The sequence below is a fragment of the Bacillus sp. LJBS17 genome (assembly GCF_019334685.1).
GTDB classification, from domain to species: domain Bacteria; phylum Bacillota; class Bacilli; order Bacillales; family Bacillaceae; genus Bacillus; species Bacillus subtilis.
In genome coordinates, this window is sequence record NZ_CP079759.1 from 2983397 (window position 1) to 2997017 (window position 13621).

At 45.1% G+C, this 13621-nt stretch carries 12 protein-coding genes; 2 read left to right on the plus strand and 10 right to left on the minus strand.

Features of this window, described 5'->3' with window-relative positions:
• Positions 1 to 2: 2 nt before the first annotated feature.
• Positions 3 to 1541: a glycine betaine transporter OpuD gene (opuD, locus tag KXZ66_RS15425; RefSeq protein WP_003229220.1), complete on the plus strand. Its 1539-nt coding sequence runs from the start codon at positions 3 to 5 to the stop codon at positions 1539 to 1541.
• Positions 1542 to 1577: 36 nt separating this feature from the next.
• Here opuD and KXZ66_RS15430 read toward each other — a convergent pair whose 3' ends face one another.
• From KXZ66_RS15430 to rmgP, 6 genes are all read right to left on the minus strand, one after another.
• The gene (locus KXZ66_RS15430; protein WP_003223398.1) at positions 1578 to 1760 is read right to left on the minus strand and encodes a sporulation protein Cse60; all 183 of its coding nucleotides are present in this window, start codon (positions 1758 to 1760) and stop codon (positions 1578 to 1580) included.
• Positions 1761 to 1827: 67 nt separating this feature from the next.
• On the minus strand, positions 1828 to 2496 hold the full coding sequence (locus KXZ66_RS15435) for a YesL family protein (protein ID WP_141949755.1): 669 nt from the start codon (positions 2494 to 2496) through the stop codon (positions 1828 to 1830).
• Between the two features lie 22 nt (positions 2497 to 2518).
• The gene (locus KXZ66_RS15440) at positions 2519 to 3805 is read right to left on the minus strand and encodes a Gfo/Idh/MocA family protein (RefSeq protein WP_021480330.1); all 1287 of its coding nucleotides are present in this window, start codon (positions 3803 to 3805) and stop codon (positions 2519 to 2521) included.
• Positions 3806 to 3816: 11 nt separating this feature from the next.
• Positions 3817 to 4320 carry a rhamnogalaturonan transport/degradation protein RmgS gene (rmgS, locus tag KXZ66_RS15445; protein WP_080474428.1) on the minus strand — a complete coding sequence of 168 codons (504 nt, stop codon included), beginning with the start codon at positions 4318 to 4320 and terminating at the stop codon, positions 3817 to 3819.
• Positions 4317 to 5438 carry an unsaturated rhamnogalacturonyl hydrolase gene (gene rmgQ, locus KXZ66_RS15450; RefSeq protein WP_141949798.1) on the minus strand — a complete coding sequence of 374 codons (1122 nt, stop codon included), beginning with the start codon at positions 5436 to 5438 and terminating at the stop codon, positions 4317 to 4319. The genes rmgS and rmgQ overlap by 4 nt, the downstream gene beginning before the upstream one ends.
• 7 nt (positions 5439 to 5445) lie before the next feature.
• Complete coding sequence (rmgP, locus tag KXZ66_RS15455) at positions 5446 to 6411, minus strand: polygalacturonan/rhamnogalacturonan ABC transporter permease (RefSeq protein ID WP_015251423.1); 966 nt, start codon at positions 6409 to 6411, stop codon at positions 5446 to 5448.
• Between the two features lie 215 nt (positions 6412 to 6626).
• On the opposite strand from rmgP, the gene KXZ66_RS15460 reads away from it, so the two are divergent.
• Positions 6627 to 8945, plus strand: a complete 2319-nt coding sequence (locus KXZ66_RS15460; RefSeq protein WP_151870102.1) for a helix-turn-helix domain-containing protein — start codon at positions 6627 to 6629, stop codon at positions 8943 to 8945.
• Between the two features lie 40 nt (positions 8946 to 8985).
• Here the strand turns inward: KXZ66_RS15460 and KXZ66_RS15465 are convergent, their stop codons facing one another.
• The 4 genes from KXZ66_RS15465 to bioI form a co-directional block, all read right to left on the minus strand.
• Positions 8986 to 10482, minus strand: coding sequence for an extracellular solute-binding protein (locus KXZ66_RS15465; protein WP_014480599.1), 1497 nt, complete (start codon positions 10480 to 10482; stop codon positions 8986 to 8988).
• 24 nt (positions 10483 to 10506) lie between these two features.
• Positions 10507 to 11367, minus strand: a complete 861-nt coding sequence (locus KXZ66_RS15470) for a carbohydrate ABC transporter permease (protein WP_010886597.1) — start codon at positions 11365 to 11367, stop codon at positions 10507 to 10509.
• A gap of 206 nt (positions 11368 to 11573) precedes the next feature.
• A complete protein-coding gene (locus KXZ66_RS15475; protein WP_041851109.1) occupies positions 11574 to 12335 on the minus strand; it encodes an NAD-dependent epimerase/dehydratase family protein in 762 nt (253 codons plus the stop codon).
• A gap of 76 nt (positions 12336 to 12411) precedes the next feature.
• A complete protein-coding gene (gene bioI, locus KXZ66_RS15480; RefSeq protein ID WP_041851142.1) occupies positions 12412 to 13599 on the minus strand; it encodes a biotin biosynthesis cytochrome P450 in 1188 nt (395 codons plus the stop codon).
• Between the last annotated feature and the right edge of the window lie 22 nt (positions 13600 to 13621).

A 13621-nucleotide genomic window follows, 5' to 3' on the forward strand; every position in this document is an offset into this window, starting at 1 on the left:
AAATGTTGAAACATATATCTAGTGTATTTTGGATTGTGATTGCAATCACAGCTGCAGCTGTATTATGGGGTGTTATTTCTCCTGACAGCCTGCAAAATGTGTCTCAATCGGCACAAGCATTTATTACCGATTCATTTGGTTGGTATTATCTTTTAGTTGTCTCTTTGTTTGTCGGGTTTTGTCTCTTTTTGATTTTCAGCCCGATCGGAAAAATCAAACTCGGAAAGCCTGATGAAAAACCGGAATTCGGGTTATTATCATGGTTTGCCATGCTGTTCAGCGCAGGCATGGGAATCGGCTTAGTATTCTACGGTGCGGCTGAACCGATCAGCCATTACGCAATTAGCTCTCCATCAGGTGAAACAGAAACCCCCCAAGCCTTCAGAGATGCACTCCGCTATACGTTTTTCCACTGGGGTTTGCACGCTTGGGCCATTTATGCCATTGTGGCATTATGCATTGCCTATTTCCAATTCCGCAAAGGCGCGCCCGGATTAATCAGCAGCACACTGTCACCGATTCTCGGGGATAAAGTAAACGGACCGATCGGAAAGGCCATTGACTGTATTGCAGTTTTCGCCACTGTTGTCGGGGTATCAACTAGTCTTGGTCTTGGCGCAACCCAAATTAATGGCGGTTTGAATTACCTGTTCGGCATTCCGAATGCGTTTATCGTCCAATTGGTTTTAATCATTATTGTGACAGTGCTCTTTTTACTTTCTGCGTGGAGCGGACTCGGAAAAGGAATTAAGTATTTAAGCAACACAAACATGGTATTGGCCGGATTGTTAATGTTGTTTATGCTCGTTGTCGGGCCTACAGTGCTGATAATGAACTCATTTACAGATTCTATCGGACAATACATTCAAAATATTGTTCAAATGAGCTTCAGACTGACACCGAATGATCCTGAAAAACGCGAATGGATTAACAGCTGGACGATTTTCTATTGGGCATGGTGGATTTCCTGGTCTCCATTTGTCGGCATTTTCATCGCCCGTGTATCCAGAGGCCGGACGATACGCGAATTTTTAATCGGCGTCTTGGTGACACCTTGTATTTTGACATTTCTATGGTTCTCCATTTTCGGCGTATCAGCCATGGATCTCCAGCAAAAAGGCGCGTTCAATGTAGCAAAGCTGTCCACTGAAACGATGCTGTTCGGAACACTTGATCACTATCCGCTGACAATGGTGACATCGATCCTTGCATTGATTCTGATCGCAGTATTTTTTATCACGTCTGCAGATTCAGCTACATTCGTGCTGGGCATGCAGACGTCGTACGGTTCTTTAAATCCGGCGAATTCTGTGAAACTCAGCTGGGGCATCATTCAGTCTGCCATGGCGGCTGTGCTCCTATATTCCGGAGGGCTTGCCGCTTTGCAGAACACAGCGATTCTGGCAGCGCTGCCGTTTTCTATCGTTATCCTGCTGATGATTGCCTCTCTCTATCAATCGCTCTCAAAAGAAAGAAGAGAGATCAAAAAAGCGGAGAAACTCGATAAACCGAGAAGTCCAAGAGTGAAAAAAGCATATTAACAAAAAAGATCTTTCCGTGCCTGCGGAAAGATCTTTTTATTTGCGATATAAGATAAGGGCGGAAAAACAGTAAAGCTGCTCGCCGTCTGGGTCGCACGCTGCCGAAACCGTATATTTGATATCAATCAGCTGCTCCTCCGATATCCCTTTTAAAAATGAATTGATTTCCGTCTGTAAGTCTTTTTCATGCTCTTCATCAAATACCGCTACCTTCAGCATTTTATCCGCTCTCCTTTCTCTATCAATCTATTCCGTTTGGAACAGCCTTATGATAGAGAAATGATGATTATCTCGTTTCCGGATAAAAAGCTTTCCGTATATGGGATTCCCTCTGTGGCTCGCCGCCTTGCTGCTCCACTTTCAGCAGCACGGCATAAACAATCCGCATATGGCAGTAGCTGATAAGGCTGACGCTGAAAAAAGGGACAATGCCGGGCAGGTACGCAAGCAAGAAAAAGAGAGCAACAGTCAGCGCAAGCATAGTAAGCGTATATTGCAAATACGCCACACTGAGCAAGAGCGAAAATTTCACATACAGACGTTTTTTCCAGTCAAAATGGACAAGCAGCGGAAACACATAAAAAAGCATGGATACGAACAAAAAGCCAAATATCATAATGGCGAAGCGCAGGATGTGCAGAAGGAAATGACTTGGATAAATGAAGGCCAAATCAATATAAATGATCACTCCGATGAGCGCCAGTACAGCTCCGAGCAGATTTGAACGAAAAAATTCACCCTTGTATTCCTGCCAAAACGTTTTGAGCACCGGAACGTTGTCCTGCCCCTGAATCCACTTCCGCATGACAGCGAATAAAGCCGCGGTCGCGGGCATGACGCCAAACACACCGAGACCGAGCAACGTAAAAAACAGCCACAGCAAGTTTGTATACGCAAATCTCATGATCCATTCGCAAAAACGCAGCATCCGTCCCAGTGAGCCATCATGTTCCATGGTGCCCCCTCCTTTTTTTGCATTATACATTCTGCATCTGAAAAAGCTCTTTCATGCCGATCGGCTTCTTTTCGGCAACCGAGCGCCACATTCCCTCACCAACCGCGATGGAGTAGGCTCCAGCTTCAGCCCCGGCTAAAATATCATAGCGGCGCAGCGGGTCTTTTCCTAAAAAAAGATCCTCAAGCAAAAGCGGATCACCTCCGCCATGCCCCCCTTCATTTTTGACTACTTGTATCGTCTGCTTTGATTCAAAAAGCGGATAGTATTCGATTGTCTGCTCAGGAAAAGCAAACGGAATTCTGGAAGGTTCGTGAAATTCATTTGATTCAATACGCCCTTTTGTGCCGTTGATCGTCAGCCGGTAGCCTTCATACGGGGCCGAAAAAACAATCGAGTAGCTTAACAGTGCGCCGCCATCATATTTGACTGCCGCTACGTACGTATCCTCGATGTCAATTTCCTCGTCAAAAATACACGCGTCAGGCCTGTATGCAGTATATAAGCTAGACTGGTCTCCTGCTTCGAGATGATCATCTTTTATAGAAGCTTTAGAGGAACGGGGATGCCACCTTGAATAGTAGTGGCATTTTTCTTTGACCCGGCACGTCCCGCAAAAACGCCCGTCTTCTTCGGGCAAGGGGTTCCACTCACTGTCCGGCCCATAGTAATTCAAGGCGCCATAAGCAAATACCTCTTCCGGATTTTGCCCGAGCCACCAATTGACGAGATCAAAGTGATGTGTTGATTTATGGACAGAAAGACCGCCGGAAAACTGTCTCGACCTGTTCCAGCGTTTAAAATAGCTGGCGCCATGATACGTATCAATATACCAATTTAAATCAACGGAGGTGACCCTGCCTATTTTTCCGTCCAGAATCATTTCTTTTATTTTCCGATGAAACGGGCTGTAGCGATAGTTAAACGCGACGGTGACTTTTCCTTCGCTTTTGGCCTCCGCTTCAAGCACCCGATTGGCATCCTGCACTGTTGTCACCATTGGTTTTTCAGTAATTACATCTGTATCCCACTGAAGGCTTTTTACAATATATGTGACATGCGTATCGTCCCTGCCTGCCACAATGACGATATCAGGCTTTGACACGCGCATCATCTCGTCAAAAGCATCTTCGCTAAACTCGGGCACGTGGGCCAGCTCGGGAAATTTCTTTTTGCAAACGGCAAAACGTTTCGGATCGGCATCCAGCAATCCCGTAATCTCATAATGAGTTGAAAACCGCTCCAACAGCGGTTTGATAAACATACTGAATGCTCTGCTGCTCAATCCGCAAAAGACGATGTTCTTCAATATCCTCACCTCTATCGGGCTTCAGTTAGTTGAGAAATCAGCTGCAGCGCTTCCTCTGTTTTTTCAGCATACACAGGGATAAACGCCGCCATATCGCGATTCAATCGAAAAGAATAGCCGTTCAGCTGTTTTTTCCCTTTTTCGATCTGAACGGCATAGATCGTTTTTTCTCCTGTTTTTTTATTAACAGTTGTATAAGGAGATGTTTTTTTAGGAGGCAATCCGATTAACGGCTGAAAATTTTCCGGATCATCGTAAGCTTGAAACATGTCTTCAGGCACGATGAAAACATCTCCCTCATGGGCGGTAATTTCAGTCAGCAGTTTTTCCTGAAAAGCTGGAAAGATATCGACCTTCCCGGCATTCTGCTCGGCGGCCTTTTTTATTTTTTCCTGTACGCCAGCCTGCATATCAGAAAAGAGAATGACATGCATTCCGTCCGGCCTGCTTGAGCATGATGCCAAAAAGAGCACTGAGACGATCACACACAAAGCCGTACGTATCTTTTTTGTCATTTCCCCGCTGACCTAAAAAGAGGCTCCAGCTCTGTCATAGCTAAAATAAACGCGCCGGCTCCGTGCAGGTCGTTTGTGCTTCTTTCGCGGCTGACATAATAGTCATAGAAACCGGCTGACGTTCCGACACATATGTCTTTGACGAGAAACGCGCCGTCTTCTGATGTTTCGGTTTTATGCTGAATCAAGCCTTGATACGCTTTTAGCAGTGTTGTTTCGTAAGCTCTGTCTAAATAGCCTTTATTGATTCCCTTCGCAAATGCGTACATGTACAGGCAGGATCCTGAGCTTTCCAGCCAGTTATCAGACCTGTCTCCCTTATCAACGATCTGATACCATAACCCGGTCTCCTTGTCTTGATAGCGGCAGATGCTTTCCATCATGTCCTGCAGCGTGTTTTTCCACACATGACGGTTTGGATGCTTCTTCGGCAGCTCTTCAATCATGTCAGCAAGAGACATGACGTACCAGCCGATGGAACGTGCCCAAAATTCCGGTGAACAGCCTGTCTCTTCATTGGCCCAAGGCATTTTTTTCGCTTCATCCCAGGCGTGATAAAAGAGTCCGGTTTTTGCATCCTTCGTATGCTTTCTCATTAATGACTCCTGCAGCACAACCTGATCAAACAGCTCCGGCTCCTGCTTCAGATTGGCATATTTCAGTGCGAACGGCCCCCCCATGTATAAGCCGTCAAGCCACATTTGGTAAGGATAACCGTCTTTGTGCCAAAAACCGCCCTCAGACGTCCGGTTCAGTGTTCCATATAAGCCGCGCAGCCTTTTTGCCGCTTTGACATACCGTTCATCCTTCGTCTGCTCGTATAATGGAAAAAGAATGAGACCCGCTTGAATGGCGTCCAGTTCATCTCTTCTAAATAATAGATTGCCATAATCATCGATTAAGAGATCTGCATAGGCCTTCGCATACTCAAAATACCGCTTTTCCCCGGTTGCTTTCCACAGCCGCAATACACCGCATAAGAAAACACCCTGATGGTAGTGCCAGCGGTTTGCAGGAGGCAGCTCCTCGACTGTGTACGTATTCATAATGGTTTTTGCCAATGCCTCCGCGTACGTAAGAGGCGATTTTACAGCGATTGATTGATCCATTGATCCCATCCCTTTCTTAATAAATTCCTTCCTCGCCAAATTTCTTCGCCAAACGATTCGCTAGCATGACCAAAATCAGCCCGACCGCCGCTTTAAATACGCCGACTGCTGTACTGTAGCTGAATTGGCCCTGTTTCAGCCCTGCAGTATAAACGTACGTATCAAAAATTTCCGCCACTTCCCTGTTAGTCGCATTTAACAGCAAATACACATGCTCGAAGCCAAGCTCCAGCGTGTCTCCGATTTTCAAAATCAGCAAAACGACGATAACGCTTTTAATGGCGGGCAGCGTAATATGCCACATTTGCCGCAGCCGTCCCGCTCCGTCCATTTTCGCCGCTTCATACAGCTGGGGGTCAACCGCTGTAATGGCCGCCAGATAAATGATCGTCGACCAGCCTGCTTCCCTCCAGATAACCTGCAGAATATACAGGGGCCGGAACCATTCTTCGTTCAGCAGAAAATTGATTTTTTCACCGCCAAAAAACACAATCAGTTCATTAATCAAGCCTCCGTCTACCGTTAACAGCACAAACGAAAGCGATACAACAATGACCCAAGACATAAAATGCGGGATATAAATCAGCGTCTGAACAAATTTTTTAAAGAGAGCAATCCGCACTTCGTTCAATAGAAGCGCCAGCAGTATCGGCACCGGGAAAAATATGGCCAGGTTCAAAGCAAATAACACGAGCGTGTTTTTTAACAAGAGAAAAAATGTAGGCTCAGTAAACAGCCTGATAAAATGCTTCAGCCCCACCCACTCACTGCCCAAAATGCCGAGGAACGGCTGATAATCCTGAAACGCAATCACAATTCCCCACATCGGGACATACTTAAAAAGCAAAAAATAAATACACCCAGGCAAAATCATCAAGTACAAATATTTTTGCTGAATCAGCTTACTTAGTAAGCGCTTTCTTTTTTCTTTTTTAAAAATGACTGTATCAACAGCCGGCGCTTGCGCTTCTGCTGTTTTCATTTTTTCCTAGCCTCCTTTCACGGGTTCTTGCATTCACTGTAGCGCAGCAGGCAAAAGTCCGTCTACAATCATATGATCACATCCTGTTTTATCCCTTTATAATCAAGGGTTCAGCAGGTCCACCTGAAAAAAAGACACCGATATTAGAAAATGATTATTGACAATATCTATCAATCTTTGGATTAATTGTATTAAGGTGAAGTGGATGTTATGAAATGGGGGGTTTTATGAAAAGAAGCCAATACAAGTTTTACTACAAACTGATCACGTTTTTCTGCCTGCTCAGCACCATTCCGGTTATTTTGGTCGGATTGTTTTCGTACGAGCACTCTCAGAAAACGGCTATTTCCAACGTTTCGGAGGAAAAATTCGACACACTCCAGCAGACCCAGCAAAGCATCGAGCATATATTGAAAACCGTTGATCACTCTTTAACCCACTATGTGAGTTCGCCGCCTCTCCTTCGCACATTGTCCGAGCCTTTGCACTCAGACCAATTTCAAATCTATAACCAAGTAAACCAAGAGCTCAATTATCTGCAAAGCTTTGATACCGATCTGTCCAACATGACGTTAGTCAGTTATACGAAAAAATGGTACATGAACAATTCCGGTTTGTACCGTTTGAATACAGACACTCTTCATGAAGCAGCCTCAGCGTACACGAAATACAAAGCGAGCCGCTCCTATTGGACGCTTGAGAAAAACAATCATTTGATTTCAACCAAAGAAAGCACAGCAGAAAACTGCCGCTACAATATCAATTTAATTAAGCAGCTTCCTTTGAACAGCACAAATACAAAAGGATTGGCCGCCGCAAGCATTCCGAGCTGTTCGCTTGTCAAAAATATGCCTGGCTATTCAAACGCCAACAACCTGTTTATCATCGATGAAAAAGGCCGCATTATCCTTCATAACAACATGTCTGATGTCGGTGAATCTCTTCATAACGACGGCTTTGTCCAAAAAGTGCTGGCGCAAACCGCCAATAGCGGACAGTTTGAAACAGTGATTGACCGGATTCATTATAAAGTCACCTATCAAAAATCTGACTATAATACATGGACTTATTTTTCTCTCGTTTCCCTGCCCGAGCTAAAAAAAGAAGCCAAGTCAATTGGCTGGATCACTTTTGCAGTATGCCTTATTTTGTTAACGCTTTCATTATTGTTCTCTTGGCTGGGCTCCCGCCATTTTTACAAGCCGATCAGGATGCTTTACGAATCATTCGCAAGACATGGAGCCATACAAGAGAAACAACAGCCTCCTCAAAATGAATTTGAGTTAATTGAACAGAGCTTTAAGCAGCTGAAGGACCGAAATGACGACCTTGAGGAAACGATGAAGCAGCAGGCCACTCATCTGCAGCAATATTTTATGGTCAGGCTTATGCTTGGAAAACTGACGGATGAGGAGGTTGATAACCGTTTTGAAAGCCTCGGCTTAAAGCAAAATTGGCGGCACCTTGCCCTGCTTGTGCTCCAAATTGACACACTGAATCATACGCCTTATGAGAAAAAAGATATGGATCTGCTTTTGTTTGCCGTCAACAGCATGATTGAGCGCAGCATCCCGACGGACAAACATCTTGCCCCCGCCGTAGTTGACAAACAGCAGGCGACGATTTTGATCAACCAAAGCGGGACAAAAGAAGAATTCATAGCTGAGCTGAATGAGACTGCAAGGATGATTCAGGAAAAAGCGGAAGCTGAGCTGCAGCTGTCTGTCAGCATCGGCATCAGCCAGCCGTTTGATGTGCTGACAAAAGCGAAAACAGCCTATGCGGAAGGCTCAGAAGCGTTGAAATACCGGCTTAAAGCGGAAAACAAGTCGATCATCTTTTACGAAGACCTTGACCAGAAAAAAACCTTCAAAACCCATTTTCCAAAGCAGCTTCAGCATGAGCTGTTCGATGCCGTTAAAGCAGGAGACAAGGAGAAAGCGGATAAATGCCTGCACGCGATTTTGCAAGCCATTTTCACCCAGAACACCAACCCGTATCAATTTCAAATCGCCATCGCCCGTTTTTTGAACCATGTGATTGAGCTGATGCATGTGCTTGGGATCGAATTGTTTGAGCTTGAAGAAAACAAAATGCTGTATGACCAAATTTTTGAGCTGAAAACGTTCGAGGATACCGAAAACTGGCTAAAAAATGAGTTTATTGATCCGATGACAGACAAAGTGAACGCCCGCGCGGATGCCCAGTACAAAAATATTTCCGACAACATCATTCATATCATCCATCATGAGTTTGAATCCGAATTGACACTGGACGAAATCGCGCGCAGGCTGCATTACAACCCAAATTATTTAAGCAGCATTTTCAAAAAAGAAATGGGTATTTCATTCAGCGAGTATGTCTCAAGCTACCGACACCATATGGCGAAAAGCTGGCTTGCCGAAACAGACATGGCGGTCAAGGACATTGCCGAAAAGCTGAAATATAAAAACTCGCAAAATTTTATCAGGTCTTTTAAAAAGCTGGAGGGGATTACACCGGGAAACTACCGCCAGCAAAAAAGAAGCATGTAAAAAACCCAAAACCGCTTGCGCGTTTTGGGTTTTCCCAACATTATTTTGTTTGTTTAAATGCTTCTTCGTATTCCTGAATAATTTGTTTTCCTCCGCTTGACTCCCATTTTTCCACTTCTTTATCGAACTGGCTTTCTGTGATGTCTCCAATCATATATTTATAAGTCGCATCATCAATGATTTTCTTCAGTTCATCCCCCCGTTCCGACTCCGATGCGGAATAAAGGCTTTCAGCCGGGTTTGAGACGATAATCTTTTCATTGTCCTCGGTCAGCTCCTCGTACGCCGTCCGAAGCGGATCTCCAGTGTTTTTTAAGTAGGCTTTATCAATGGCAATTAAGGCGGACAGCGGCTGAATATCAGTCTGCCAGTCTTTTACCTGGCTTTCTTTGCGTGTGAACGTTTTGTCCTCACCTTTGTTGTAATGAACGCCGTCAATGCCATAAGTCATCAGGCTATAGACATCTTCTTCGGCAATTCGGTCAAAAAAAGCCAAGATCCGTTTAAGCTCAGCTTCCGTTTTCACACTCGTTTTCGGGAAAGCAAACACGCCGTTATGGCCTCCTGATGCCCATACCCGCTCTTTCCCATCTGGGCCTTTTATACGGTTGACGATCTCGAGCTTCATCGATTTATCAGAGGCATGGTCGCGCAGATTGACCGCATCTACCATATTGCCAATATAAATTCCGGCTTTTCCTTGCGAAAACAGCTCCTGCTGCTGGGTTTTGCTTGTGACGGGAAAATCCTTATTCATATACCCGTTATCACGCAGCTTTTTCATATAGTTCATTGTGTCTTTGTATTCCTGTGTCATGAAATCAGGCGTGAATTTGCCGCCCGATTCCTTCCAATCTGTCGGCATGCCTTCATACGAGCCAATCGTTTTAAACGCGCCGTAAATCAAGTCATTACGGTCTGCCAGCCCGAATGTATCATCTTTCCCATCCTTGTCCGGGTCGTCCTCCGTAAATGCTTTGGCCACTTCATAAAGCTCATCCAACGTTTTCGGGGTTTTCAGATTTAAATTGTCCAGCCAGTCCTTCCGAATGACAATCCCCTGTCTGGAAAGCGGGCGCTCTCTGTATATCCCGTAGAGCTTGCCGTCAATTGTCACATTTTTATTAATGAGTTTGTTCATTTTGTTTAAGTTGGGATAATCCTTGATATAATCACCGATTTCCCAGAACATTCCTGACCGGAAGGCATTCATGACTGACGAATTTTTAATATCCTGGATCGTCACGATTTGCGGAAGATTGCCCGCTGCAAGCGCCGCATTCAGCCTGTCTTCTTTCACCGCGTCTGGAACCCAGGTGATGTCGAGTTCTGTATTTGTCAGCTTTTCAATTTCTTTAATCGCCCTGTCTTTCGGCGGCTGCTGGTGATACAAAATCGCCATCCAAGACAGCTTTACCTTTGAATCCGGGCCAGCTTTGCCTTCAGCCGAAGACTGATCAGCCCCTTTACAGCCCGCCAGCACTCCGCCGAGTGCCAGTACAAGCACAATCAAAAGCACCCTCCATTTGTTTCCCATCGTACCCCTCCGTTTCATATTTCTTTATCCTTTGACAGATCCCAGCAAAGCTCCTTTTGCAAAATGCTTTTGTATAAACGGATAGACAAGCAGAACCGGGATGGTCGCCACCACTATGACCGCCATTTTAATGGTTTGCTCAGGCGGCGGGCTGCCCGACCCCATTTCAGACATATCCCCCTGCATACCGCTTGATACAATGACGATTTGGCGCAGAAGCACCTGAATCGGCCATTTTGCTGAATCATTTAAGTACAAGATGGCTGTCATATACGTGTTCCAATACGTGACCGCATAAAATAGTGAAATCGTTGCGATCGCAGGAAGAGACAGCGGCAGCACAATTTTAAAGAATATGCCCAGATCATTGCACCCGTCAATTTTCGCGGACTCTTCCAGGCTTGACGGGATATTTTGAAAGAAGTTTTTCAGAATGATCAGGTTAAAGGCATTAATGGCTGTCGGCAAAATAAGCGCCCAGTAAGAATCGAGCAATCCAAGCGATTTGACCACAAGGAAAGTCGGAATCATGCCGCCGCTAAACAGCATCGTAAATACGACGAGAAACATGAGCGGCTGCCGGCCGATTAAATCACGGCGGGATAACCCGTAAGCCATCAGTGAAGAAAGAAACATGCTGACCGCAGTGCCTATCACTGTCACAAACACAGAAACAAGCAAACTCTTATAAATAATATCTGTTGAAAAAATGTAGCGATAAGCATCTAGCGAAAAAGTGGTCGGTATTAAAATAAATTTTTTCGACACGACTTCTTCTACTGTGGCAAAGGATGCTGCGATGACATGAATGAACGGAAGTACGCATATTAAAGCGAACATCAGCAAGAAACCATAAATCAACATATCAAACAGACGGTTTTTCAGTGAATGTGCGATAGCTCCCACCTCTCTTTGTAAGCGTTATCATATTTTTGAAAACCGAGCTCAGCATGTGACGATATCGTGTCTAAAATGTAGCAAATCTGTGATTGCCATGTCTATAATCATTTGAACAGAGTCCCCGGCCGGGCGGGGGCTTCCGCGAATTGAGACCGATAACAAAAGAAAAAGAGCATAATCTTAGAAAATGATTATGCTCCGTTCTCCTCCCCGTTCAGAAGTTCGGCCGTATTGATTTGTGGCGAAAACCCAAGTTCATTCACGGCAGATTCAATGGACCATGGCCGGCCCGGATTATCAGAGACGGCGTAATAAGTGCCGTACCGGATATTGGTCTCAATAGCGGCTTTAAAAATCGACAGCAGATCGGGGTGAGAAAGCAGTGTCTTTTTCGTCCGTTCTTTTTCATGCAGCGTATCCATTTCATCTGTCACGACTGTTCCGATTCGAAGGTTGATTACTGATAGCTTATTTTCCAAATAAAACAAATGGCCAATCTGTTCAGAGGTCAGCTTTAATACACCGTACAAGTTTTTTGACAGCGGATAATCGCTTGTTGTGATTTCCCGTCCTAAGAGCGAGCGCCCGTCTTTTTCGTATACATCTGTGACATGATTGCTGCTGGCGAACACGAGCTTTTGAATGCCGAGCTCCGCTGCCGCACGGCACAGATAATAGCTTGCCCTATAGAAAACATCCGTCATTTTTTCAAACTCAGCGATGTCCATAATATCGTATTTGATTTTAACAGCGAGTAAATTCAAGATGGCATCGATATCTTTTGGAATCTTCTTCAACAGCTCCTCATAATTTGCCGCGTCAGCCTGAATGGAAGAGGCTTTGCCATCGAAATGATCTTTATCAAGCACTGTCACTTCATAGTCTGAAATAAGCCCTTCAGCAAGCAGTCTCCCAATCACACCATTTCCGCCGGCGATCAGCACTTTTTTCACGATGTTCACTCCCCTTTTTTATAGATTGCCCATTTTCGGCGGGGCTGACACTTTTTTGGCACTCATATTCTTAGGCTTATTCAAAAGTCACCGGCAGCTCCTCAAGCGCCCGAAATCCAAAAAGCGGCCGATACCGCCATTCAAAATCCGCGAGCTTAAGGCTGGGCATCCGCTGCAGAAGAGTGTTAATCGCAATTTGCGCTTCTAATCGTGCCAGCGAGGACCCTAAACAAACATGATGGCCATGACCGAATGAAAGATGCTGATTAGGACTTCTCGTAATATCGAAGACATCGGGGTTCGTGAAAATGCTTGGGTCTCGATTAGCCGCTCCTAACAAAAGATAGACTTGTTCTCCTTGACGAATCGTCACCCCGCTGATGTCAATATCCTCTGACGCAACTCTGGCTGTCATTTGCGTGGGGCTTTCATAGCGTAAACATTCCTCAACTGCGGTACCAATAAGATCTGGATTTTCTCTCAGTTTCAAAAGCTGTTCTGGATGCTGCAGCAGACAAAGGACTGAATTGCTGATGAGATTAACCGTTGTCTCATGTCCGGCGATCGCCAGCAATATGCACGTAGATGCCGCCTCCTCTTCCGTCAGCTTATCATTTTCTTTCCCCTTCAAGAGCATGCTGATCATATCCTGTTGAGGGTGGCGTTTTCGCTTTTGAATCAGCTCTTTGAAATATGCCATAGCCTGCACAGCCATATGATTGCCCTCTGTTAATGCCTTTCTTGACCGGGTAAAATCAATCGTTTGAATGAGACTCGCAGCCCACTCCTTTAATTGCTCCCTATCTTCCTCCGGTACACCTACAATGTTAGCTATGACAAAGCTTGCTAAAGGAAAAGCAAAGTCCGAAATGACCTCCATCTTTTTTTCACCTTGCACTTGATCAAGCAAATGATGGACAGTTTCAATGATATACGGCTGATAACTCTCTGTCGCTCTCGGCGTAAACGCTCCGCTGGCAAGCGTCCGCAATCGTCTATGATCAGGCTGGTTCTGAAACAGCATCATTTGATTTTGCACATGTGAAAGGTCCTGATATTTGGTCGAGCTCTCAGGCAGCGGGGTGCGGACTTTGAATCTCGCATCTTTCAAAATAGTAGCCGTTTCTTCATATCCTGTGACATACCAGCCCGGGTATTTTAAGAAACTCCCTTTATAGATAGGATGAACAGCTCGCAATGTGTCGTAAAAAGAATATGGGTTTTTCAAAAACTCAGAAGATGCAGTTGACGATGCAATTGTCACGTGATTTTCTCCTTTCTGTTCA

Bases quoted from the DNA above. Each gene is read 5' to 3' on its own strand.
- KXZ66_RS15465 (WP_014480599.1), bottom strand. From the start codon at position 10,482: ATGGGAAACAAATGGAGGGTGCTTTTGATTGTGCTTGTACTGGCACTC.
- KXZ66_RS15435 (WP_141949755.1), bottom strand. From the start codon at position 2,496: ATGGAACATGATGGCTCACTGGGACGGATGCTGCGTTTTTGCGAATGG.
- rmgP (WP_015251423.1), bottom strand. From the start codon at position 6,411: ATGAAAACAGCAGAAGCGCAAGCGCCGGCTGTTGATACAGTCATTTTT.
- rmgQ (WP_141949798.1), bottom strand. From the start codon at position 5,438: ATGGGATCAATGGATCAATCAATCGCTGTAAAATCGCCTCTTACGTAC.
- opuD (WP_003229220.1), top strand. From the start codon at position 3: ATGTTGAAACATATATCTAGTGTATTTTGGATTGTGATTGCAATCACA.
- KXZ66_RS15460 (WP_151870102.1), top strand. From the start codon at position 6,627: ATGGGGGGTTTTATGAAAAGAAGCCAATACAAGTTTTACTACAAACTG.
- KXZ66_RS15430 (WP_003223398.1), bottom strand. From the start codon at position 1,760: ATGCTGAAGGTAGCGGTATTTGATGAAGAGCATGAAAAAGACTTACAG.
- rmgS (WP_080474428.1), bottom strand. From the start codon at position 4,320: ATGACAAAAAAGATACGTACGGCTTTGTGTGTGATCGTCTCAGTGCTC.